General features: G+C 34.5%; 20 protein-coding genes and 1 pseudogene. 1 reads left to right on the top strand and 20 read right to left on the bottom strand.

Going from position 1 to position 24,060, the window contains the following annotated elements; translation table 11 throughout:
* Positions 1-10 precede the first annotated feature (10 nt).
* From ACUXVC_RS02935 to ACUXVC_RS02875, 13 genes are all read right to left on the bottom strand, one after another.
* Positions 11-832 (bottom strand): transporter, encoded by an 822-nt coding sequence (locus ACUXVC_RS02935; protein WP_095691438.1) that lies wholly within the window; start codon positions 830-832, stop codon positions 11-13.
* Between the two features lie 231 nt (positions 833-1,063).
* The gene (locus ACUXVC_RS02930; RefSeq protein WP_095691439.1) at positions 1,064-2,314 is read right to left on the bottom strand and encodes a sensor histidine kinase; all 1,251 of its coding nucleotides are present in this window, start codon (positions 2,312-2,314) and stop codon (positions 1,064-1,066) included.
* On the bottom strand, positions 2,311-2,982 hold the full coding sequence (locus ACUXVC_RS02925; RefSeq protein ID WP_064532092.1) for a response regulator transcription factor: 672 nt from the start codon (positions 2,980-2,982) through the stop codon (positions 2,311-2,313). Before ACUXVC_RS02925 ends, ACUXVC_RS02930 begins: the two co-directional genes overlap by 4 nt.
* A 212-nt stretch (positions 2,983-3,194) precedes the next feature.
* On the bottom strand, positions 3,195-3,899 hold the full coding sequence (locus ACUXVC_RS02920) for a metallophosphoesterase family protein (RefSeq protein WP_016083591.1): 705 nt from the start codon (positions 3,897-3,899) through the stop codon (positions 3,195-3,197).
* Between the two features lie 453 nt (positions 3,900-4,352).
* On the bottom strand, positions 4,353-5,729 hold the full coding sequence (locus ACUXVC_RS02915) for an ABC transporter substrate-binding protein (RefSeq protein ID WP_144465801.1): 1,377 nt from the start codon (positions 5,727-5,729) through the stop codon (positions 4,353-4,355).
* Positions 5,730-5,750: 21 nt separating this feature from the next.
* Positions 5,751-6,572, bottom strand: coding sequence for a carbohydrate ABC transporter permease (locus ACUXVC_RS02910; protein WP_000635948.1), 822 nt, complete (start codon positions 6,570-6,572; stop codon positions 5,751-5,753).
* A complete protein-coding gene (locus ACUXVC_RS02905; RefSeq protein ID WP_064531968.1) occupies positions 6,569-7,501 on the bottom strand; it encodes a carbohydrate ABC transporter permease in 933 nt (310 codons plus the stop codon). The genes ACUXVC_RS02910 and ACUXVC_RS02905 overlap by 4 nt, the downstream gene beginning before the upstream one ends.
* Complete coding sequence (locus ACUXVC_RS02900) at positions 7,501-8,598, bottom strand: ABC transporter ATP-binding protein (RefSeq protein ID WP_000571382.1); 1,098 nt, start codon at positions 8,596-8,598, stop codon at positions 7,501-7,503. Before ACUXVC_RS02900 ends, ACUXVC_RS02905 begins: the two co-directional genes overlap by 1 nt.
* A complete protein-coding gene (locus ACUXVC_RS02895; RefSeq protein WP_064531964.1) occupies positions 8,595-9,161 on the bottom strand; it encodes a glycerol-3-phosphate responsive antiterminator in 567 nt (188 codons plus the stop codon). Before ACUXVC_RS02895 ends, ACUXVC_RS02900 begins: the two co-directional genes overlap by 4 nt.
* Before the next feature lie 308 nt (positions 9,162-9,469).
* Positions 9,470-10,150: a GNAT family N-acetyltransferase gene (locus tag ACUXVC_RS02890; protein WP_095691441.1), complete on the bottom strand. Its 681-nt coding sequence runs from the start codon at positions 10,148-10,150 to the stop codon at positions 9,470-9,472.
* A gap of 151 nt (positions 10,151-10,301) precedes the next feature.
* Complete coding sequence (locus ACUXVC_RS02885) at positions 10,302-11,171, bottom strand: ankyrin repeat domain-containing protein (RefSeq protein ID WP_000287335.1); 870 nt, start codon at positions 11,169-11,171, stop codon at positions 10,302-10,304.
* A 286-nt stretch (positions 11,172-11,457) separates the two neighbouring features.
* On the bottom strand, positions 11,458-11,961 hold the full coding sequence (locus ACUXVC_RS02880; RefSeq protein ID WP_095691442.1) for a nitrous oxide reductase accessory protein NosL: 504 nt from the start codon (positions 11,959-11,961) through the stop codon (positions 11,458-11,460).
* Between the two features lie 135 nt (positions 11,962-12,096).
* A complete protein-coding gene (locus ACUXVC_RS02875) occupies positions 12,097-12,351 on the bottom strand; it encodes a hypothetical protein (RefSeq protein WP_000857376.1) in 255 nt (84 codons plus the stop codon).
* Positions 12,352-12,605: 254 nt separating this feature from the next.
* Here ACUXVC_RS02875 and ACUXVC_RS02870 point away from each other — a divergent pair, with 254 nt between their 5' ends.
* Positions 12,606-13,910 carry a CitMHS family transporter gene (locus ACUXVC_RS02870; RefSeq protein ID WP_144465802.1) on the top strand — a complete coding sequence of 435 codons (1,305 nt, stop codon included), beginning with the start codon at positions 12,606-12,608 and terminating at the stop codon, positions 13,908-13,910.
* 46 nt (positions 13,911-13,956) lie between these two features.
* On the opposite strand, the gene ACUXVC_RS02865 is transcribed toward ACUXVC_RS02870, so the two are convergent.
* The 7 genes and pseudogenes from ACUXVC_RS02865 to colA all read right to left on the bottom strand — a co-directional run bounded on the left by ACUXVC_RS02865 (position 13,957) and on the right by colA (position 23,902).
* The gene (locus ACUXVC_RS02865) at positions 13,957-14,649 is read right to left on the bottom strand and encodes a response regulator (RefSeq protein WP_000503468.1); all 693 of its coding nucleotides are present in this window, start codon (positions 14,647-14,649) and stop codon (positions 13,957-13,959) included.
* Positions 14,650-14,651: 2 nt separating this feature from the next.
* A complete protein-coding gene (locus ACUXVC_RS02860; protein WP_003269387.1) occupies positions 14,652-16,259 on the bottom strand; it encodes an ATP-binding protein in 1,608 nt (535 codons plus the stop codon).
* A gap of 144 nt (positions 16,260-16,403) precedes the next feature.
* The gene (locus tag ACUXVC_RS02855) at positions 16,404-17,264 is read right to left on the bottom strand and encodes a methyl-accepting chemotaxis protein (protein WP_369812832.1); all 861 of its coding nucleotides are present in this window, start codon (positions 17,262-17,264) and stop codon (positions 16,404-16,406) included.
* An 81-nt stretch (positions 17,265-17,345) separates the two neighbouring features.
* Positions 17,346-18,380 (bottom strand): annotated as a pseudogene (locus ACUXVC_RS02850) (HAMP domain-containing protein); the annotation flags it as partial.
* A 248-nt stretch (positions 18,381-18,628) separates the two neighbouring features.
* Positions 18,629-20,197: a flotillin family protein gene (locus ACUXVC_RS02845; RefSeq protein ID WP_095691443.1), complete on the bottom strand. Its 1,569-nt coding sequence runs from the start codon at positions 20,195-20,197 to the stop codon at positions 18,629-18,631.
* A gap of 12 nt (positions 20,198-20,209) precedes the next feature.
* Positions 20,210-20,758: an NfeD family protein gene (locus ACUXVC_RS02840; protein ID WP_001173146.1), complete on the bottom strand. Its 549-nt coding sequence runs from the start codon at positions 20,756-20,758 to the stop codon at positions 20,210-20,212.
* 246 nt (positions 20,759-21,004) lie between these two features.
* On the bottom strand, positions 21,005-23,902 hold the full coding sequence (gene colA, locus ACUXVC_RS02835) for a collagenase ColA (protein ID WP_144465803.1): 2,898 nt from the start codon (positions 23,900-23,902) through the stop codon (positions 21,005-21,007).
* Positions 23,903-24,060: the final 158 nt, after the last annotated feature.

The raw sequence follows: 24,060 nt of genomic DNA, 5'->3' as shown, positions 1-24,060 counted from the left end.
CACGCCCTTTTTAGTTCGTTAAATAAGAATAAAATGCGTCAGCATCCGTTCGAATCACTGGTACAAAATTTAGTTCTTTTTCTCTCTCAGGTTGATTTTTTTTTATTTTTTCTGTTAGCTCTTGAATATTCATGTTCGCTTTGTCTATATTAAGCTCATCTGCCAATTGTAGCACCTTTTGTTCATTAATTTCTCTTAACACTTGATATATATCTTTACCGTACAAATCAATATGATATTTTTTTGCTTCTTCCTGTACTTTTTGTTCGTACACTTCTTGTGCTAACTCTTCGATTTCCTTCCCTTTTTGCGAAATGTCTAACTTCCCTGCTTCTTCTCTTACTTTCGTTCCGTAGATTTCTTCCGCAATGTCTTCGATTTCTTTTCCATTTGTTGAAATACCTAATTTATCCGCTTCATTTTTAATTTTAATCGTATTAATTTGATTAATTAAATCTACAATTGATGTATTCTCTATCGATATGCCTAGCTTTAAGGCTTCTTGCTTCACTTTTGTTTCATAGATTTCTTCAGACAGAGTTCCAACATCTTTTCCTTCAATCGAGATGCCTAACTGCTCTGCTTCTCTTCCTACTTCTGTTTCATGAATTTCTTTTTCTAGCGTAATTTGTTCTTTTCCTTCCGTTTCAATACCTAGTTTCTCCGCTTTTTCTTCTGTATTCACCGCATGTATCTTTCCATTGTTTAATTGTTCTTTACTGCGCTGTGTGTAATCTGTCTTTCCTTTTGATGTTTCAGAAGGAGAGGCACCCCCTAATATGCTTAAACTCATTACTCCAATAGTGAATACCGTCATCATTTTCTTTTTCAAAATTAATTCCTCCCTCTTACACTTTCTTTTCCATCATTCCCATAATTTTTTTAATACTATACATACATCTCATCGCTGCTTGAGATAACATTATGATTGATAAAACTCACTCACATACACCTAGTCTCTTCTTCATGTAACGAACTTTCTTTATGCCATACATAATATAAATAGTTTCTTAACTTTATCTTAAAAAAAGACGACCTTGTAAAAACAAGATCGTCTTCTTACTTATATTCTTTGATTTTTAGGGAATATCACTTCAAAGCAAGTTCCATCTCCCCATTTGCTCTCTACTGATATTTTTCCATAATGCTTTTCTACAATCCAATTTGCGATTGAAAGACCTAATCCAGCTCCTTCTGACGTACTTCTTGCTTTATCCCCTTGATAAAAACGATCAAATAATTTCGGAATATCTTCTTCTTTCACTCCTATCCCGTTATCCTTCACCTGTATACGAATTGCACTACTCGTTTGCGTGCAATCAATTTGAATATGCCCGCCTTCGTTTGTATACTTCATCGCATTATCTAACAGTATGACCATCATTTGATGAATCCGCTCTCTATCCCCCATAAAAGATACACCACGTTCTACTTTTAGCATCATTTCTTTTTCTTGATAAGAAGCAATCTCCTTATATGGAGCTACTATTTCTTCTAACAATTTATCAAGTTCAAATGTTTTCTTATCCATCTCAATTTGATTAGAATCAGAACGTGCTAGCAATAATAAATTACTAACGAGTTTCGATAACCGCCTACATTCTTTTGAAATTGTAGAAATATCCATCGCTTTTTCTTCTATCGTAGCGGATGGTGACTGGAATAAAACATCCGTTTTTGATTGAATAACTGCAAGTGGTGTCCTGAGTTCATGTGATGCATCAGAAACGAATTGCTGCTGTTTCTCCCATGAATTTTGAATAGGTACGAGTGCTCTACCAGCTAGGAAAAAGCCGATACCTATCGCACAGAGGCTTCCTATGCTACAACCTATAACAAGGATTAAAAATAAAGTATTTAACATTCTTTCTTCCGCTGTTATATCTCGCACGATTTGAACTATTTCTCCATCTTTTTGAAGCGAAAATACTCTAAAATATCGTCCTTGTACTTCAATATCTTGTAACTCCTCTAAATTTTTTGGAGAAAACTTTTCCAAATTCTCTTCAAAAATAGAACGGAATTTACGGTTATCGCCCTCTATTTTCACTATTTTTCCATTCCAAGTTATTCTAGTTACTCGCGGATCTCCAATTTGGATATTCTCCATGCGTTTTCTTGGTGGTATTTTAACATCTAATTTTTCTCTATACTGAGCCATCATTTTTATAGATTGATCCACTTCATTATAAATACGCTTATATGTGTATGAATAAATAATACTACCTAATATACCTATTAATAGGATAAATACTAATGAATTCACTATAGTCAAACGAATGCGTGTCTTTTGAAACATACTTCCCTTTTTCATTGTTCTTTTAATATATATCCAATACCTCGAACGGTTTGAATATCTTTCTGATAACTGAATGGTTCTAATTTTTTACGTAAATGATGCACATACACTTCTACAATCGCTACTGTCGTATCTGAATCAAATCCCCAAACACGATCAAAAATTTGTTCACGCATTAAAATCTTCCCGCTATTTTGAATGAGGTACTCTAGTAGCTCATATTGTTTCAATGTCAACTTAATACTTTTTCCATCTACTTGAACGTCTTTATCTTTTCCGAACAATTCAATCCCTTTATAACGAATCGTTTGCTGCGTTGTTAAACTACCACTTCTGCGTAGTAAAGCGCGAATTCTCGCTTTTAATTCAGGGGCCTGAAATGGCTTAACGATATAGTCATCTCCACCAAAGTCCAATCCCTTCACCCGATCTTCTAAAGAATCTCTCGCTGTCAAAAACAGGACTGGTGTTTCAATCTTTTCATCACGTATTTTTTGAATTACTTCAAATCCGTCCATCCCTGGCATCATCACATCCAGCAAAATTGCATCATATATATTTTGAAGCGCTAAAAACAATCCATCTTCTCCATTTATTGCTGTATCTACTTCAAATTCATCACGCAAAATTTGTACGATAGACTCTAGTAACGAAGCATTATCTTCTACTACGAGTAAGCGCATACTGTCACCTTCCATCATATAGTTCAATTCTATTTATTATTACGTTTCTTCTCTTCGTAACAAAAGAATGTAGTTACATTACGTAATTTCATTTTCAACTATTTTCTTCTGAAGTTTTGCTTTATATAAAATTTTGAAGTTTTATTATAAAAGCTTTGTCTTAAATTTACCTTAATAAAAAATTGAAAGAAATAAGATTCCTCTTATCTCTTTCAATTTTTTATTACATATACCTTTTTACTCGGCAACTCCAAACAATTTAGCTGACCACCATACACAGCCCCGCCATCAATTCCAATAATACGATTACTACCAAAATACACTCCGCAATCCTCACTACCATGAAGCGTTTTTGTTTCCGTATGCCCAAATATAACAACCTTTTCACCGCTATATCCATTATGAAATTCATTACGGATCCACATTAACGTATATGGTTCAGATTCAGAAACTCGTTTCATCGGCTCAACCCCAGCATGTACAAATATATACTCTTCTGTTTCAATGTAATGATCTAATTCTTGAATAAACTTTATATGTTCCTCTAATACACGAGATTGTAAAATCGGTTTTGAGAAGTCTTTCTCATTAACCGCAATATCTTCTTCTACAAATCCATAGCTATATAATGTCTTATCTCCACCATTTCTTTTTACCCAATGGTTCCATGAACGTTCCTCATTTGTCGTTAACGCTTTAATCATCATATCTTCATGATTTCCTTTTAAAATGAGTGCTCCCTCTTCTTTCAATTCTCTTACCTTTTCAATTACAGCACGCGCATTTGGACCACGATCTACATAATCTCCCAGTAAGATTAATTGATCCTGTTTCGCATCATATTGAGCTTCTTCCAATAACTGTTCGAACTTTTCTATCTCTCCATGAATATCACTAATAACAAGAATTCTTTTCATATTATCCCCCTTCTTTCTAATTATAGTTCAAAACAACGGAAAATTCCGAATCTTAATCTTGAATCACATTTATCCCGCATTAACGGGCAGTAAGCCCCCCCACTGATTACAGTTTCACTTTATTACAAACTAAACTATTATCCTTACAACAATGTAAGTCTCTTGTCATCCAATTCGATAGTTGTAATTACTGTATTTCCTTATACTGAGAGTAAGAAATGAAACAAAAACAAGGAGAGATGAGAGATGAAAAAAGTAATGGAAGTTATAGTAGCGGTAGTAGAGGTTTTCGTAAATGGTAAACAAGTCGCAATGGAGTTAAATAAATAATGAAAAGGACAACATTCACTCTAGACCCTTTACTCATATAAAAGAGATAAGACTTCATCATTTCTTTGATCCCTTATCTTCCTATAGAGAAAGCCGTATCCCTTTTAAGGATACGGCTTTCTCTTATTTTTGACTCGTACGAGCTGAAATGCTAATTGCTCTATCTGTTGCTTTGGCAGCTTCATCTAACGCTTCTTTACTATTCTTCCCGTCATACATTCCTTCTAATGCTTTTACAACTGCATCTCGTGATTCTGAGAATACGCTAATTAAAGCACCTTGTGTTGCTGGAGATTGCTTTGTCGCTTGCAGTTGATCTACTGTTACTTTTAACTGTGGATATTTTTCATATTGCTCTTTTACTAATGGCTCATTATATGCATCTGGATTAATTGAGAAATAACCTGTTGCCGTATGCCATTTTGCTTGTACGTCTGGCTTCGTTAAATATTTCATAAAGTCCCAAGCACCTTGTTGCGTTTCTTCTGAAACCATATTCGTCATCCATAATGATGCGCCTCCAATGACAACACCATTTTGTTTCGAATCCTCTGGATATGGAATATATGAAACACCTACATTAAACTTAGATGCATCAATTAAATCACGAACACCTGCTGAAGAATCTAAATACATAGCAACTTGTCCAGACTGGAACGCAGCACGAATATCATCCCAACTTGCTCCATACTTTCCAAGTGCGCCAGCTTTATTTAAATCATCTAACATTCCAAATACTTTCTGTCCTTCTTTACCGTTAAATACCGCCTTCTTTGCAGCATCTTTACGGCCGTTTTCGTTATCTACATATAAAGCACCTTGTGTCGCTAACAATTCTTCAAAGAACCAACCGTAGTTAAGCATGGAGAATCCATATTGTTTTACATTTCCGCCTTCTTTAATCGTTAACTTTTTCGCTGCTTCTTGTAATTCCGCATATGTTTTCGGAGCTTTCTCTGGATCTAAGCCCGCCTTTGCAAAAGCATCTTTATTATAAATTAATACTGGTGTAGATGAATTAAATGGCATAGAATACATTTTTCCATCAACTGAATAATAATTTGTAATTGCTTTTTCTAATTTTGACGTATCGTACTTATCTTTTTTTATCCAGCTATCAATTGGTGTGATTTTTTTGCTATCAATCATATATTTCGTTGTAATTTCACTCGATTGAACAAGAGCTGGTGCTTCTTTCGTTGCAGACATCGTTCTAAATTTTGTTAAAGACTCTTCATATGTTCCTTGGAACTCTGCCTTTATCTCGTATTTATTTTGTGACTTATTATAGTCTGCAACAAGACCATCTAGTACCCCTTGTGTTTTTCCACCCATCGCATGCCAGAACCGAATTACAGTTTTATCACCATTTTTTTCAACTGGTGCTACTTTTGCCTGCGCTTCAGGTTTTACCTCTGTTTTACTATTTGAACAAGCGGCACTAGATAATGCCATTGTTGCTGCCATTAATAGAGCAGCACCTTTTTTTACTAAACTCATTTTAAGCTCACCTTCTCTTAGTTATTTAATTGCACCTTTTGTTAATCCTTGTTGTAATTGCTTTTGCCCTAAAAATAGTAAAATCAATGTTGGAATAACGATAACCGTAACACCGGCCATTACGCTTCCCCAATCAGTTGCAACTTCTTGAGACTGAAGCTGCTTCACACCGATTTGCACTGTTCTTACTTTTTCATCAGTGGTCACTAAAAGTGGCCATAAATACATATTCCATGTTGTTAAAAAGCTATATACTCCAAGCGTAATAAAACTCGTTTTACAATACGGTATTACAACGCTAAATAAAAACCTTACATTTCCAATCCCTTCAATAAAAGCAGCTTCTTTCAGTTCATTCGGGAGTGTCATAAAATGTTGACGTAACAAGAAAATACCGAAAGCTGTTGCAAAAAACGGCACTGTCATCCCGGCGAAACTATTGATCCAGCCAAAGTTTTGAATCGTTAAAAAGTTAGGCACCATCGTTGCTTCCCACGGAATAAGCATCGTTGAAATAAACAGGAAGAAAATTAAGTTTCTCCCTTTAAACTGAAGAAAAACAAAAGCATAAGCTGCTAAACTTGATACGATAAGTTGTCCAATCATAACGACTGTCGATACAATTAAACTGTTATATAAGTATGTAAAAAGCGGTACTTTTTGAAAAATATTAATGAAATTATCAAAAGTAAACTGGGTCGGAAATAACCTTCTCATTTGAATATCGTCTGGTGTCATAAAGCTTATTAAAAACGCATACAGTACAGGAAAAAATACCATTACTGCACTAATTATGAGCAGCATGTATAATAGGAAATTTTGCTTCCACTGTTTAACAATCATTTATAATGCACCTTTCTCTCAGCAAACTTAAATTGAAGTAATGTAGCAACGAAAATGAAAACAAATAATACCATCGCTTGTGCACTTGCTGTTCCAAATTGATGATTCACAAACGCCTCTTTGTAAATCGAGTACACAATTAAATTCGTTGCATCATTCGGTCCACCGTGCGTTAAAATATCAATTTGTCCAAAGCTTTGGAACGCACTAATTAATGTTACTGTTACAATAAAGAATAAAGTTGGCGATAGCATCGGTAATGTAACACGGCGAAGCTTATATAAATAACTAGCACCATCTATAGATGCACTCTCATATAAAGACGTATCAATATTTTGTAAACCACCTAATATAACTAAAAATGCAAAACCTGTATTCACCCAAACTGTTGTAACTGATACAGAGAATAGTGCCCAGTCCGGACTCGTTAACCATGCGATTGCAGGAAGGTTCATAGAGGCTAATATATTATTAAATAATCCTACACTTGGATGAAATAAAAATAGCCAAATCACTGCACTAGCAGCTACTGATATTCCCATCGTCGAAGAAAACAGAACTCGGAATAACCCAATACCTCTTACCTTTCCATTTGCAATCAATGCAAGAAACAAAGCAAATATAATACTCGTAGGAACTGTATATAAAACAAATAATAAAGTTGATTTTATACTTTTGTAGAAGGCTGGATCAGAGAATAAATATTGATAATTTTCTAAGCCAACGAAAAGATTAGCTTCTCCATGTATATCGGTTAAATAAAAACTATAATAAATCGTCCTAAACAATGGATAGAACAGAAAAATCGAAAATAGCAAAATAGATGGCGCCAAAAACAATAATCCTATTCTTAAATCTTTCGTTCTCCCCCATATTTTTTTCTTTTTTGACACCTTTGTTTGAACTGGTAACTTACTTACTTCGATCATTATTTCGCCACCACTTTCAACTCTTCTTCAGCTACCACTTTTAAGCGTTCATTCGTGTTTTCGTTAAAGAAGCATAACTTTTCTTGTGAGAATAATAATTTTACTTTGTCACCTTTGTTCAAGAGTAACTGTCCGATGACTTTCGCACTCCAAGTTGTTCCATTTACCGCAAAGTTTAATATAGATTCATTCCCTAATACTTCTACAGATTGCAGCGTCACTTCTTGCCCTTCCTCAGACAGTGCAATATGCTCAGGACGCATGCCTATACGAATTATTCCTTCTGGTAATTGCTTTAACTGTCCAATAGATAATGGAATTTGCAATTTCCCTATATGTAATACACCTTTTTCTTTATCCACTTCTCCATCATTTATATTCATAGAAGGAGAACCTATAAAGCTTGCAACAAATTCGTTTGCTGGTTCGTTATATATGTCAAGTGGTGTTCCAACTTGCTGTATACTTCCTTTATTTAAAACCATGATACGATCTCCCATAGTCATCGCTTCTATTTGATCGTGGGTAACGTAAATCATCGTAATTCCTAATCGCTGCTGAATTTCTCTAATTTCAATTCTCATTTGCGCACGTAATTTCGCATCTAAATTCGAAAGTGGTTCATCCATTAAACAGATTGGTGCTTGACTCACGATCGCCCTAGCAAGCGCAACACGCTGTCTTTGTCCGCCTGATAATTGACCTGGTTTCATTTTCACATACTCTTTCAGTCCTACCATTTCAATAGCTTCCATTAGTCGCTTTTGTCGCTCTTCTTTTTGTACTTTTCTTACCTTAAGTCCAAATAAAATATTTTCTTCTACAGATAAGTGTGGATATAATGCATAATTTTGAAATACCATTGATAGATTACGGTCTTTCGGCTCTAGATCATTTGCAACACGTTCATTAATAATTAAATCTCCCGAAGAAATCTCTTCTAAGCCAGCGATCATTCGTAATAATGTGCTTTTCCCGCATCCCGAAGGTCCAACTAAAACAAAAAATTCGCCCTTCTTAATATGAACCGATACGCCTTTAACCGCTGTCTCTTCTGCATTTTTATATACCTTTGAAACATTTTTCAATTCAATCACAAAGTTGCACTCCTTTTTTCTTCATGTATCCATACTTCATAATGACTTGTTGAAATCGCACTTGCTCCTGCACGAATTGCAATTTCCGCATCTTCTCGCGTTTGAATCAACCCGCCTGCAATAATAGGAAACTCTATTTCCTCTACTAGCTGTTTAATTATAGAAGGCATAATCCCCGGCATAATCTCTACTGCATTTGGTCTAGTCGTTTTACAATTTTCAATTGATTTAGTAAGAGATAAAGTATCTACAATAAAAATACGTTGAATTGTTTTCAATCCAATTTTATTAGCATTTCGAATTGTCGAACCCTTTGTTGAAATAATACCTTGTGCCCCGATAACATCTTGAATATACAAAAGCGCTTCCTCTGTATTCGTATTTAAACCTTGTATAAAATCACAATGAAGAAATACATCATGTCCATGTTTCTGCAATTCATATACACGCTCTGGTAATTCCAACATTGAACCAGTCATAAGAAAAACTGTTTTCGGCAATTTTTTGTATGCTTTGTATCCTTTCCAATCCTTTATCATCGCAATATAAGGTTCTTTAAACATTTATTCCACCTAACTGTTCTATTTTTATCCAAACTAAAAACACCTACTTACATAGAACGCCTTTCTCCTTATTTGAACTCTAGGGAATAGAGCACACCTAAGAAAGTGGCACATTATATGTAAGTGGGTGTTCTCAAATGTTCTCTACCCTAGTTATTTTGTTACCTTTACTATATTACGCATTTATTAAGTCAGTTTTGATAGATTGTTAATTAGGTGTTAACCGAATGTTAATATTCACCATATCACCATTTACATTAATCTATATATTTAAATGCAAACAAATAGAACAAAACAATACTTAAAATTCAATCAATATGTAAATTCATTCCATAGTTAATAAGTTTTAGTTTGCTTGCCACTGCTTGCGAAGCAAAGTTATCCCAAGCAGTACTATAAAGTGGAATGCGCTTTTCCTCTTGTATTGATAAGGCCCAAGCTGTAACAACATCAGTACCATATCCATTCCCTTGAAATTCCGCTAAAGTTTCCACACTTGCCTCAGCAGCTACGGGCGTACTTCTAGCACTGCAACAAACAGAAACTACCTTTTCATTTTTTACAATTGCAAAATAAGGTTTCCTCCATTCCATCTGTTCTATTAGATTAGGAAAATTTTCTCGCAAAAGCTCTCTATTCTTCTCAGTTATTTGTATTGCTCTAGTCGGCTTATGTAAATTACTATGAAACATGAAAGCAGGACCCATCCAAATATTTTCCACTGTTCTTTCTTCATTTAATATATTAATAATCTTTGCTATCTCTATATGCTTTGAAGGTTCTCGAATTAACTTCTCAATCTTACTTACCGTTTCATCATCCACATTACAATGATATCTCGTTATACTCCCTTCACGAGTTCTGCCAAGAAAAAAACGTGGTGCTTTCGGATTTCCTTGTTCATTTACATATTTCATTTTTCCTACTTGATTATGAACAAATAAAACCTCTGCCTGAATTACTATTAAATCAAGTTTTGAGAGCCTCATTTTTATCCTCCTTATTTACTCCATATACCATCCATTCATAATCTATTTTTCATGTTCAAAATAAAAATCCCATTTAAATACACATTACTGAATCCATCATACTAACTGATTTCTTCATTCTGTCTATCTAAATGGGATTATTTTTCGTTTTTTACTCTACTGGTTGTTGTGGCTGTACTACTTCATTCGCTCCAGCTAACCTCAACATATTTACAATATCTTTAAAACCTCTTTTTTCAGCGTATTGCAGTGGCGTCAGATGTTCCTTGTTAGCCATGTTTACATCTGCACCGTGATCAATAAGCAATTGAATTACTTTCTTATGGTTTTCACTACCATTTCCTAATACAATTGCTTCTAATAGCGCTGTTCCACCACGTTCATTTTTATAATTCACATCAATATCTGTATGCTCTAATAATTCTTTAACAACCTCTACATGGCCACGTTCAGATGCAGAAATAAGTGCTGTCCCACCTGACCTAGTCGTTTCTTTCGTATTAACTCCTGCATTAATTAATACTTTTACAATATCCGTATATCCTTCTCTACTTGCATAAAGAAGTGGATTACTTTTTTTCTCATCTTTAATTTCAATATTAGCACCTGCACCAATTAATGCTTTAACTGTCTCTACATGATTTTGGTACGTCGCTGCAAGGACAGGCGTTTCTCCGTTGTCACCTTCTACGTTTATATTCGCTCCATCCTGAATCAACTTCATAGCTGTCTCTGTGTCTCCAAGAGTAGCTGAAAGTAACAACTGTTTGTCCATTAAATTTATACTTTTCTCTTCTTTAGATTCTTCCTGTTCTTTATGCTTCTCTTTTTTCTTTTCATTTTTCACATGAACCGGTTTCGATTCTGGTTCTTCTTGCTTATCGCAAGCCACTACCGTCATTAAAAGTCCTAATAAAATACATAATAAAATTTTTTGTTTTCTCACAACTACAGCTCCTATGAAAGATAATGTTTTCTTAACCATTCCTCCATCACATACAATAACTCTTCTTGAGTACATTTATCCATAAGCCCTTTAGATTCCTTCTTTAATCGGATTATCTTAAGCTTATACTATGTTTCTCAACCTATTGAAATGATACGCCTGATGGCCCCATCATTAACATTATGAAGCAATTAGTTTAGCACGTTTTTACCGCATTTGTATACATTTCTAAAAAGTACATAAATGATTGCTTTAGGTTACTATATTCCATTGTAACCGTTCTGCTAAAAATTTTACACCTTTTCTATATTTGCACCTGAGTAATAATAGAAAAAGACAACTACATAGTTGTCTTTTTCTATTAATGATGTCCACCATGATTTCCTGCTTTCGGTTTCCCCATCATCTCTTTATTCATTTCCCATTTATGCTCTGCTAGCTCTTTATACGAAAGAACTTTCCCCTTATAGTTAGATACAAAGCTCTCTGCATCTTTTTTATTTTTAAATGAAATGACATTATAAGCCATCGGTGTCGTTATTGTTTTATCATATACGTAAGTAGCGTCTTCTAACGAAATCCAATCTTTCGAATCATAATCTCGGACAAATTTCTCTTTCGTCTTTTCATCTGAGTTGATCTCCATCCATTTATACATACAACCGATATCATCAAACTTTAACGCTTTTCCATTTTCTAAAATAATTTCTGTTGCAAATTGATTATCTGTTACCCCAATTTGGCAAATATCACATTTATCATGTTTCTCATCAATGGCAATAGCTGCTGTTTCCTTTTTTCCACACCCGACTACTGTAAATACGAAACATAAACATATAACAAGTACGACATATTTTGCTTTCATCAATATTCCTCCCTAGAAACCGTATACTCCACGAAAAGAATACCAAAAGGTTGTGTGAGATTTGTGAAAAAACAATGTGCTTTTTGTAATATAGGAAACAAAAAAAGATGTGTAGTTATTTCTACACATCTCTCATCACTCACAACCTGTAATTAATAAATCATCTTCTAATTTAACTAATAATGTATCCGCACTAATTTCCTGTCCAACTTCTACATTTACCAATCTTATATTTCCACTAATCCCGACTGCAATTTTTTTTAGCTCACCGTCATTTTTTCGGATCATCAGTAATTTTTCCCATTCATATACGTAAGAAGATTCATTAATAAAAATCTCCTCTACTTTTCCTTCATAAGAGCTATAAATCTCTTCTATTCTCGTTTTCATATAACATCTACTCCCTATTTCACACTTCACTATTTTCATCTTATTCTACCATTCTTACGAGGAGTGGCTTACTTTTTAAAAATTCAAATTAACTACCGTGAACAAAATGAACAAAATAAAAATTATGCTTCTAATGATGTTATTTTTCAAATTATTTACCATTTGAATAGATGCTTTTATTATAAATAAAAAACCTTTTTCTGAATTTTTATTCTATTTTGAAAGCGCAATCATTCTTTTGAGGGGGAAATTACATGTTAGCACTACTTGGATTTGCGATGGTATTTGTCTTTATGTTTTTAATTATGACGAAACGTATGTCAGCACTAGTAGCCTTAATATTAATTCCGAGTGTTTTTGCAGTAATTGGCGGATTCTATGCCAATATGGGGCCTATGATGTTAGAGGGGATTCAAAAATTAGCACCTACTGGTATTATGCTTATGTTCGCTATTTTATATTTTGGGATTATGATTGATAGCGGTTTATTTGATCCTGTCATTAGTAAGATTTTAAAATTTGTAAAAGGAGATCCTTTAAAAATCGTTGTCGGAACGGCTATATTGACTATTATCGTTTCTCTAGATGGTGATGGTACAACAACATACATGATTACAGTTTCCGCAATGTATCCACTATATAAGCGCCTTGGAATGAACCCCCTCATATTAGCTGGAGTTGTTATGTTAGGGGCGGGGGTAACAAATCTTACACCTTGGGGTGGACCTACAGCTCGTGTTATGAGCGCACTTGGACTTGAGGCTTCCGAATTATTTACACCTCTTATTCCAGGAATGATTGCTGGTGCAATTTGGGTTGTTTTCGTTGCCTACTATCTTGGAAAAAAAGAAAGAAAACGTTTAGGAATTATGGATGTACAGTATTTAAAACAAATGCAAACAATGGATGAGCAAGCTGCAACTGTTGAAGCTGCAGCGCATAAACGCCCTAAACTTCTATGGATTAACTTTTTATTAACCGCTGCATTACTTGTTTGTCTCATACTAGAAGTTATGCCGTTACCTGTTTTATTTACAGTCGCTTTTGCTATTGCTGTTATGATTAACTATCCAAACTTAGAGCAACAGAAAGAACGTATTGCTTCTCATGCAGGGAATATATTAGCAGTTGTTTCTCTCGTATTTGCTGCCGGTATTTTCACTGGTATTTTATCTGGAACAAAAATGGTAGATGCAATGGCTAACAGTGTAGTAACTCTTATACCAGATGCACTTGGACCACAACTACCAATTATTACAGCACTTCTCAGTATGCCATTCACATTTTTCATGTCTAATGATGCATTTTACTTCGGGGTATTACCTATTTTGACGAAAGCTGCTGCTACTTACGGAATTAGTGCAGCTGAAATGGGACGCGCTTCCTTACTTGGGCAACCCGTTCACTTATTAAGTCCTCTTGTCGCTTCCACTTATTTATTGGTCGGAATGGCCAAAGTTGATTTCGGTGAACATCAACGCTTCACTTTATTGTGGGCCGTTGGAACGACAATGGTTATGTTAATTACCGGAATTGTAATAGGGATTATTCCAATATAAGATGCAAAAAAACAGTAGAAGAAATAAAATCCTCTACTGTTTTTTATTATGAAGAAGCAAGAAAATAACGTCTCTCCGGTCTCCCAACACTTCCATATATTAGCTCTGCGTGGACTTTCTTCCCAGATATCAAATACTCTAAATAGCGCCTTGCCGTTGATCGGCTTACTCCAATCATTGAGCTTAACATTTCTGCTGTAATCCCTTCTTCATTAACTGTTAACATGTGCTTTTTTACTTTCGCTAAAGTATAAGGATCTATCCCTTTCGGGGCATATTCTATTTGATCTCCCTTCACGCCTCTTTGAGACCATAAATATTCAATTTGTTCCGTAGATAATTGATTGTTCTTCTTTAACTGTATAATCTTTTTTTGATAGCCTTCTAGACTTGCTTTAAATCGATCAAACATTAGTGGCTTTACGATATAATCTGTTACTCCGCCCCGTAGGGCGTGCCTCACTACATCTGTTTCCGATGCCGCTGTAATCATAATGATATCTGTATCGTGCAAATGATTTCTAATATATGTGACAAGTTCCGTTCCTTGCATATCAGGTAAGTACACATCTAATAACACGAGCTGTGGCTTCACAAGCTCTAGCCATTCTTTCGCTTGTTCTCCAGTCGTTGCCGTTCCAATTACTTTAAATCCCTCAATTTTTTCAGTAAAACGACGATGAATGTCAGCAATCCGAATATCATCTTCTACAATTAATACTTCAATCTCCTCACCCATTACTATTCGCCTCTCTCTTTCGGTAGTGCAATAATAAATAACGCACCACCTAAATCCCCTTTTTCAATTGCAATACTTCCATTTAAATCTTCTACTAACTCTTTCACTTTTGCTAATCCATACCCTCGCTCTCCTCCTTCTTTCGTCGAAAAGCCTTTATAGAATATGCTAGTAATTATTTCATCATGAATCCCTTGCCCTGAATCTTCCACTTCAATTAATATTTCTTCTCCAATATCAGTTACAAACATCCTTACTTTCTTATCATTCTCTTCATTTTTTTCAATTGCTTCAAATGCATTCGTAATTAAATTCCCTAAAATAGAAACGACATAATTACTCTCAATATGTGGACTTAATTTGTCTAAACCACTTTCTCTATCTAGCATAAAATCAATCTTCAACTCTCGTGCTCTATTATAAAATCCAATTAAAATTCCACCTAGCCATGGATTTTGAATCCGCTTCATAATAAATTGAACAAAATCTTGATATACCGCTGTTTCCTTATGAATAAGCTCTAAAGCATCTTCGTATGATTCTAATTGGATAAGACCTGAAAGCGTATACAATAAATTATTATATTCGTGCGTTTGCGCTCGTAATGCCTCTGTATATTGCTTCGTCTGAGATAATTCTGCTGTTAACTGATCCATTTCAGATTTCAAACGTAAGCTCGATACAACGCCAGTTACTTTATTCTTTACTTTAATAGGTAGACGGTTCGCAATAACAGCCTGTCCTTTTATATTTAATTGGCGATCAAACTGTTCTTCACCAGTTTGAAGTACATCTAGTATCGTTGAATTAGGAATTACATTTAAAATAAATTCCCCAATAATATTTTGTTGCTTATCTAGCGAAAGAATATCATAAGCTGCTTGATTGACTAAACTAATCATGCCATTTTTATCGATTACAATAATCCCTTCACGTACAGATTGAATCACTGTACTATGCTCTTCATATAAAGATGAAATTTCTTCTGGTTCCATCCCGAACATCATTCTTTTTATACTTGCCGCTAAATATATAGAGCCAATTATCCCAATTAAAAGACCTATTATTGTAATCCAGAATACCCGCTTTCCATACACTTCTACTGCTCCATGAATATCAGCCATTGAAAACCCAACAGACACCACACCAATAATTTCATTTTCCTGGTTACGGACTGGGACTTTCCCACGCAACGAAGGGCCTAATGATCCATTAGCTTTAGAAACATAAGATTTCCCTTCTAATAAAACGCCTTTATTATCTCCGCCAACCATTTTTTCTCCTATTTTATCTCGCTCAGGATGCGCATAACGAATCCCCTCTTTGTTTCCAACTACAATAAAGTCAGCCTCTGTATCAATTCGAATTTTTTCTGCGATTGGCTGAATAATAGAAGCTGGATTTTCTTTTTGAAAAGCTTCCTGAATTTCTGGTATCGCGGCAACTGTTTTCGCAACATGCAAAGCCCGTTTACCAATTTGCTCTTCTACCGTTTCAGATAATATGTAATAAAATAAATAACTCGTTAGCATAAGTACAACTAAAATAAGTGTACTAATAGTTAATGTAATTCTCGGTTGGAGTTTTAATTTTTTAAATTTCAAAACCATTCCCCTAACATGATTAAAGATAGAATTTAAAGAAAATACAGTTTTTTATTATCATAACACGGTTACTATATATTTCTTTCTTTTTTATCTTCATAAAAAAAGAAACGAAGCATAAGTACTACTTCGTTTCTTAACAGTTTTTTATTATATTTTAAACTTACCAATCATCTCTTGTAATTCTTCTGCCATTTGTGATAAATGGACTGCTGCTGCATTTATTTCATCTACTGAAGCTAATTGTTCCTCAGAGGAACCAGCAATATTTTGAACACTTGCGGCATTTTCTTCAATCGTAGCTGCAATTTCATTAATAGATGCACTTACTTGTTTTGCATCTACCGTCATTTGTTTTGCTACATCTACCATGCTATCAATTTGTACAACTGTATCATTTGTAGACTTCAATATTTCGACAAAGCTTTGCTTCGTTTCATTTGCAACTACAAGTCCTGATTGTACTTCTGCTCCAACTTGATTCATAGAGCTTACTGTTTCTTTTATATCAAATTGAATCTCTTTCACTAGTTTCCCAATTTCCGTAGAAGACTGTCCTGATTGTTCCGCTAGCTTTCGCACTTCATCTGCTACAATTGCAAATCCTCTACCTTGCTCTCCAGCTCTCGCAGCCTCAATTGCCGCATTTAACGCTAATAAATTTGTCTGTTCTGCAATATGTTGAATTACTTCAAGGATTGCTCCAATTTGTTTCGACTTATCGTCTAACAAACCAATGATTTTGTCTGACTGTGAAACAGACTCATGAATTAATTGCATTTGATTCACAGTTTGTTCAACTAACTTCCCACCATTTTCAGCTTTTTTCTTCGTATACATAGAGGCTGTAGATACTAATGAAGAACTATCTGCAACACGCTGAATTCCTTCTGTAACTTCTTCTAACAATGTTGCTCCTTCTTCAACTTCTTTCGTTTGTATTTCTGCACCACTTGATACTTGCTCTATAGCCTGTGTAATTTGTTCCGTTGCTTCGCTTGTCTGCTTCATACTAGCTGTTAATTCTTCTGAAGATGCCGCTACATGACTTGCTGAAGTGTTTATATTGGAAATGACACTTTGTAACGATGCAGCCATCTCGTTAAAACTTTCTCCTAGCTGTCCAATTTCATCTTTAGAATGAACTGTAATTGATTCTGTTAAATCACCTTCACTAATCTTCTTCGATGATATGACAAGTTGTTTTAACGGTTTAATAATAGACGCAATTATGAAGTAAATTACAATCCCACCGATTATTAGTGAAATTCCAAGAACAGTTATTGTTTTATAGAAAATAGGTTCAGCCGCTTCGATAATTTCTTTGGAAGGCATAATTCCTGCTATTTTCCATCCAGTTTTCTTATTCGTTTTAAAAGTGATATTGCGATCTTCACCATCTAATGAATAATGAAAATCCCCAGCTTCCTGTTTATACAATTCTTTACTAAGTTTCTCTTCTAATTTCTCTCCTGGCTTCATTTTCGGGTGCGCTACTACATTTTTATCTTGATCAAATATCGCTACATATCCTTCCTTACCGATATTAACCATCTTGGAAGTAGTAACGATATCATTAATGATTAAGTCAATCCCAAGAACTCCACTTTTATCCTCGTTTTGTTTTGCTAGTGTAATAACAATATTTCCTGTCGTTTTTGACTTATATGGAGCAGTTACAATTACTTCTCCGCTTTTCTTCACTGCCTCTTTATACCAATCTCTTTCTGTAGGATTATATCCATCTGGCATCTGAATAGCTGGTGATTGAATGAACTGTCCATTACTAGATCCTGTATAGATTGCTTCCATTTCTGGATGCAGTTTATTGTATTCTTCTAGTTTATTTTGTATGTTTTGAATTTGATCTGCTTGGTAACTTGATTGTGTAAATAATTTCGTAAAATAAGTTGCATCTATTTTTTTACTATCCAATTCCTTATTAATTACATTATCCAAAATTTTTATATTATCTTTCGCCGAGTTTAAAATTGTTTCATTAAAATTCGTCTTCGCCTGTTGATAAGACGTCCAACCAATTACAATACTTGGAAGAATTAAAATAATAATAAATGATACAAGTAACTTTGTTTTTAAACTACTACTCCTTAATTTCCTTTGAAACATACTTCTACCCCTCCATACCGTTTTAAATGTAATTAATTAACATTTAATCTTTCTATAAAAATAATACGATTTAAATGTATCAATGAGACTCTCTATCTTTTTATACATCTAAAGAATTGATACATATCTTTTTCATTCTATATAAATTAAATAATTAAAACAATGTATAAAAATGTATATTATTCGAAATATTATAATTCATAGGAGAACCTCTAGTATTTCACTTACTAGAGGTTCTTTCCACCTTACTATTCTTTATCTACTTCTTTTTTCTCATCTCCTACTACAGATACAACAGGTTTATCGCTTGATAATTGTTGTACCGCTCCTTTTCCTGCAAATCCTTCTAATAGCTCTTTTAAGTCAATGCCAGAAGAAGCTTTTAACGTTTCTTGCATCGTTGCCATTAAATCAGTCGCATAACCCGCAACTTTTCCGGCCCCGCTATTTTTACCACCGCCGCCTGTATCGACAACTGTGATTTTATCAATATTACTAAGCGGACTTGCAAGTTCCTTCGCATAACTTGGAAGCATTTTAAGAACCATGTCCATAATTGCCGCTTGACCATATAATTCAAATGCTTCTGCGATTTTTTGTTTTGCTTCTGCTTCTGCTAAACCTTTTAATCTAATAACATCTGCCTCTGCTGTACCTTGTGCTTTTTGTACTTCCGCTTTCGCTTGACCTTGTGCTTTTTCAATTTCCGCCTTCGCTAAACCTTCTACACGTACTTCTTCTGCACGTGCTCTCGCTTCTGCTTCAATCTTATATTGATCCGCATCGGCTTTTTTAATTTGTTTTACTTTTTCTGCTTCCGCTGATTGCTCAACAGCATAGCGATCTGCATCAGCTTTTTTCTTAACTTCTGCATCATATTGCTTTTCACGACGCGCAATTTCTTTTTCTTCTAACTCAATTTGCTTTTCACGCTCAATGATTTTAACGCGCATTTGCTCTTCTGTAACACCTTGTTGTGCTTTCGCTTGTTGTAATTCGTAAGAAAGATCCGCATCTGCACGCGCTTGTTCTTGTTCTCTCTTATAAGACTGTACTTTTAATTCTTTATGTTTTTCAGCTTCAGCGATTTGTGCATCACGTTGATATTCTGCTTCTTTTGCCTCTTTTTCAGCACGGGCTTTTTCAATACGTGCTTCTTTTTCACGCTCTGCATTCGCAATTGTTGCATCACGCTTAACTGTCGCAATTTGCGGCTGACCAAGCGCATCTAAGTATCCGTTTTTATCCATTATTTCTTTAATTGTGAAAGAAACAATGCGAAGTCCCATCTTCTTTAAATCTGTAGAAGCTACTTCATGTACCTTTTGAGCAAATTGCTCTCTATTACTATACGCATCTTCTACTGTCATAGAAGATAAGATAGCACGGAGATGCCCTTCTAAAACTTCTTTTGCTTCTATTTTTAACTCTTCTGTTTCTTTTCCTAAATATTGTTCAGCTGCTGTGGAAACTTCTTCAATTGTTGATCCCACTTTAATAATAGAAACACCGTTTACTGTGATCGGTACACCTTGTTTCGTATACGTATCACGTGTACCAACTTCTAATTTATAGTTTAATAAGCTTAAAGGCTCTGCTCTTTGCATAATCGGAACTACGAAAGTACCGCCCCCGCGAATAATCTTAATCTTCTTTCCATCATCAGTGGTAACTACATTCTTTCCTCCACCAAGCCAGTTCCCTGTAACAATTAACGCTTCATCCGGACCAACCGTACGATACTTCGTAATAAATACTAAAATGAGTAGAATTAAAATTGCGAGTAAAACTCCACCGATAATTAATGGAATCGTCATGTAAATTCCCCCTTATAATTTTGGTTTCTTTAAAGAATAAGCGATGTTTTGTACAAGTAAAACACCATCTTGGACTCCCTCGATAATAACCTCTGTTCCTTGCGAAATATCTTTTTTTCCAACAGTTTTAGCTGGGATTGCATTACTTCCAAATTGGGATGAAATTAATACTTCACCAAATCCTTCTGTAGGAATTGTCGTAATGACTTCTCCTTTGCAACCGATAAATTCATCCATACGTTGCATCGTATTTTGTTCTGCTTCTGCAATCGGTTTTAAAATTAGTATTTTCATGATGAAAACACCGATAAAAGATATAGCAAATGCAGCCCCGAAAATAGTAATACTATTAAAGGAGAATAAGTACTCTCCTATATAACTAAGCCCACATAACATGGCGAAAAAACTAAGTAATAAAGTAACAACGGATACAGATCCGCCCCCAAAACTAAATATCGATTCAAATATATCTCCAAAAAAGATATAAATAACAGTGAGTATAGTAGCAATAATAAATCCATATAAATAAATTGTTTCAAGTGGATAACCAAACAAAGCCATTTCTTATCCCCCTCTCTTAAACAATCCCTTTTTTGTTATGTGTATGCCCCACCTCTTTCAAAGATTATCGTTCTTAATTTTCAGTCATTTCCCTTTTAAATAAAAGCCTGTAAGACAGGCCTCTAAAAAAGAACAGGAGAAACCTATTGTGACAGGCTCCTCCTAGAAAATAACCGATATATTATATATCTATATAATATACTATTTTCCACAAAAAGTAAAGTTAAACATACATTGGAAAAGCACTTATTTTACTGACAATTCGTATGTTCCATCGCCATTATCATATTTATATACATACAAGTAATACTTACCTGGTTTTGCATTAAATTTTGCTTCTATATGATTCCCATTAGCTTGACCGTAAGCCGCATAATTTTGCATATCTGATTCATGGTGAAGTACCCATGTCATCCCAATTCCATACTCATTTAAAACAGAAATGTCGATATCTTTCGCTGATGCTACATTAAATGTATAAACATCAGTGTGGTCCCCGCCAATAAGACTACCTTTTATAGTACTATTTAGCCCGATACGATTTGCTTCCTCTGGACGATTATTTGGTTCTGATTCTGTTAAACTTCCATCTTTAATCGTAACAGTTGTTTCACTTCTGCTCTCTTTTCCCTTATCATCTTTTACTCTTAACGATACTTTATAAGAACCTTCTCTTTCATATACATGTACTGGATTCACTTCTGCACTTGTGCTTCCATCTCCAAATTCCCATAAATAAGAAGCAATTTTTCCATCTTCATCGTTTGAGCCATCACTTTTAAATTGAATTCCCTCTTTTACAAGACCACTATAAGGGCCATTTATATTAACCGTTGGAGCTTTATTTTCTCCATCATCTTTTGCGATTCCATGGAAGACTACATCATATTCAAATTCATTTGAGCTATTCACACGATAATTGACGAAGTATGCCGTAACAGTTTTGTAGCCACTCCATTCTTTTTGCGCCAATTGTTCTAAAGATTCATTTACTCTTTTACTCATTTCTTTCCAATCTTCTGATTCACCTTTTGTGACACTACCTGTATACGTACCTTCTACTGTAAATGTATTAAAGAATTGAGAATTATGTTTTGTCATTTTTGTATCTTTCATAGGCAACGTATCACTAATTTCTTTCTTCACCGCTGCTAATGACTTCGTTGCATGTTCAGCTAAATAATCATCAGCTACTTCTGGTACAGTGTATGTATCTTGATTATCAATTAACTGCTGCATATACTCTTGATACTCTTTATTTAACTTAGGATCTTTACTTAGATTTTCACGATATGCATCATAATTTTTCACGTCATTCGCACGAATCAAATCTTGAATTTTATCAAATGTTTCAAACTGATGCGTATATAAATAAGACTGCAATGCGAACGAGTAATTATAGAAATCCCAAGAACCGTATTTAGCAAATAGTGTACGCTCTGCTGTATAACGGCTTGCAGGATCAGATGATAATCCGCTAATTATACTCTTTCTTGGTACAACGTTATTCGTACGAGTAGATCCTGCGAAAAACTCTGCATTTCCTTCTTGGAACCAAGTTAGCCTTTCATTTTGATACATATCTCCTCTTCCAAATAAACCAGGAACTTCATATCTCCCTTGCAGATAATGAGTAAATTCATGACGGAATAACTCTTCTAAACTATAAATACTTTGCTCTGGCGTACGCTCATATGTAAAGAATGTTCCTGTCTCTTCAATATAAATTCCACCGTTGTTTGTTTCATATCCATACAATTGTCTATTTAACTGATATTCATCTGGACTATTATAAATTACGATCGTTAATACATCATCCGCATTTCCTGGCTCTAACGCTTTGTCATTTCCAATTACACGGTGATACTGTGCCTTTACTTCCTTCGCAGCCCAATATAGTCTCTTAATTTTTTCTTCTGATACTTTATCTCCTGTTTTGAACACAATTGATCCATCGTCGAATGTATACGTTTTTGGTAAGTATTGCTCTTTTCCTTCTTTACGTATTTTCTCTAAATCTACTGTATTCCCGCTATAATCTTTACCATTATAATTTGTTGTAATTTGTTCTACCGCAACAAAATAAGGTTCACTTAAGCGCGGGTACATATGCATGGCTTGTGTAACAACCTCTAATCCTTTATTTGGATTGCTATGAAACTTCCCTAAACGGCTAGCAAAATAAATGCCATTATTAACGAGCCATTTATTTTCTGGCGTTACTTCATTTAGAAGAGCAATACGATTTATTTCATTAATAAACCCATCTACTTTTCCATACCACATCGTTTCATTCGCTTCTTTACGAGCCTCAGTTAAGTACGACTGTATATCATAGTCAATACCTTGCATAATATCGTATATTGCTTGTCCCTTCATTCGATCATTTACATAAGTAGTATAATTATCATTGTATTGCTTTAAAATATTCGATGCGTATTGAACCGTTTCAACATCGCTTGAAGCATTACTAATTAATTTACCGTATGCAGATACGACTGTATCTTGTTCAACTGTACCAAGCTTAAAGTTTGGATTTTTTGCGATTGCTTTTAAAGCAGGTAAACATTTATCCTGGAAGCTTCTTTCATTTAAGTCGCTTAATTCACTATTATAAAATGCAAGATAAAAAGCTGAACGCAACACTTCAGTAAACGTTTGAATTCCTTTTGAATCATCTTTCGTAAATGTACTACCTCTATGAGCTAATTCATCTATAATGACTTGCATTTTTCCTTTATCTTTATAAAAAGCCTTTGCATCTTCATTAAACTGGAATAAGTCTGTAATTTGGTGCCACTTAATACTGCCTAACGTTTCAACTAATTCTTGATCATTCATTTTGTTTAAATCAGCCATTGAATAGCTTTCTTTAACTTGCTTTACTGCAGTTTTCTTCGTAATAGATGCTGGTCGCTGTGAAAAATCTCCTACTTTTAAACGTTCTTGAAATGATAAAGTTTCATCAACTTTTGAAATATGTCCAACTTCCTCTACCGACTTTTCAATTCCAACCGGTTTCGTTTTCAACACGTTATACGGTACTTTTTCTTCCGCTGCTGCATGAGTTTGAAGTGCCCCTAACGATAAAGCCATTGTACTAATGCTAAGCATCACTTTATTGATCTTTGATTTCTTGTTCATATCCTTGCCCCCTATTTTAATATTCCATTCAAGAATTTAACATAAAATCTGGATGTAACAATATAAAATGCAATATTTCATATTATTTCTTCCTATAATTTGTACATATCGTGAACGCATTTCTCTTTACCTCCCTAAAACAAATTACATCCTTTCAT

This window comes from Bacillus sp. N6, from assembly GCF_052805735.1.
The sequence above is the reverse complement of the archived record's forward strand: the minus strand, read 5'-3'. Positions and strand labels throughout refer to the sequence as shown.

What these genes read in the sequence shown, in the direction of transcription:
- ACUXVC_RS02930 (WP_095691439.1), bottom strand. Translation starts at nt 2,314, where the DNA reads ATGAAAAAGGGAAGTATGTTTCAAAAGACACGCATTCGTTTGACTATA.
- ACUXVC_RS02925 (WP_064532092.1), bottom strand. Translation starts at nt 2,982, where the DNA reads ATGCGCTTACTCGTAGTAGAAGATAATGCTTCGTTACTAGAGTCTATC.
- ACUXVC_RS02920 (WP_016083591.1), bottom strand. Translation starts at nt 3,899, where the DNA reads ATGAAAAGAATTCTTGTTATTAGTGATATTCATGGAGAGATAGAAAAG.
- ACUXVC_RS02915 (WP_144465801.1), bottom strand. Translation starts at nt 5,729, where the DNA reads ATGAGTTTAGTAAAAAAAGGTGCTGCTCTATTAATGGCAGCAACAATG.
- ACUXVC_RS02910 (WP_000635948.1), bottom strand. Translation starts at nt 6,572, where the DNA reads ATGATTGTTAAACAGTGGAAGCAAAATTTCCTATTATACATGCTGCTC.
- ACUXVC_RS02905 (WP_064531968.1), bottom strand. Translation starts at nt 7,501, where the DNA reads ATGATCGAAGTAAGTAAGTTACCAGTTCAAACAAAGGTGTCAAAAAAG.
- ACUXVC_RS02895 (WP_064531964.1), bottom strand. Translation starts at nt 9,161, where the DNA reads ATGTTTAAAGAACCTTATATTGCGATGATAAAGGATTGGAAAGGATAC.
- ACUXVC_RS02890 (WP_095691441.1), bottom strand. Translation starts at nt 10,150, where the DNA reads ATGAGGCTCTCAAAACTTGATTTAATAGTAATTCAGGCAGAGGTTTTA.
- ACUXVC_RS02885 (WP_000287335.1), bottom strand. Translation starts at nt 11,171, where the DNA reads ATGTACTCAAGAAGAGTTATTGTATGTGATGGAGGAATGGTTAAGAAA.
- ACUXVC_RS02880 (WP_095691442.1), bottom strand. Translation starts at nt 11,961, where the DNA reads ATGAAAGCAAAATATGTCGTACTTGTTATATGTTTATGTTTCGTATTT.
- ACUXVC_RS02875 (WP_000857376.1), bottom strand. Translation starts at nt 12,351, where the DNA reads ATGAAAACGAGAATAGAAGAGATTTATAGCTCTTATGAAGGAAAAGTA.
- ACUXVC_RS02870 (WP_144465802.1), top strand. Translation starts at nt 12,606, where the DNA reads ATGTTAGCACTACTTGGATTTGCGATGGTATTTGTCTTTATGTTTTTA.
- ACUXVC_RS02865 (WP_000503468.1), bottom strand. Translation starts at nt 14,649, where the DNA reads ATGGGTGAGGAGATTGAAGTATTAATTGTAGAAGATGATATTCGGATT.
- ACUXVC_RS02860 (WP_003269387.1), bottom strand. Translation starts at nt 16,259, where the DNA reads ATGGTTTTGAAATTTAAAAAATTAAAACTCCAACCGAGAATTACATTA.
- ACUXVC_RS02855 (WP_369812832.1), bottom strand. Translation starts at nt 17,264, where the DNA reads ATGAAGCAGACAAGCGAAGCAACGGAACAAATTACACAGGCTATAGAG.
- ACUXVC_RS02845 (WP_095691443.1), bottom strand. Translation starts at nt 20,197, where the DNA reads ATGACGATTCCATTAATTATCGGTGGAGTTTTACTCGCAATTTTAATT.
- ACUXVC_RS02840 (WP_001173146.1), bottom strand. Translation starts at nt 20,758, where the DNA reads ATGGCTTTGTTTGGTTATCCACTTGAAACAATTTATTTATATGGATTT.
- colA (WP_144465803.1), bottom strand. Translation starts at nt 23,902, where the DNA reads ATGAACAAGAAATCAAAGATCAATAAAGTGATGCTTAGCATTAGTACA.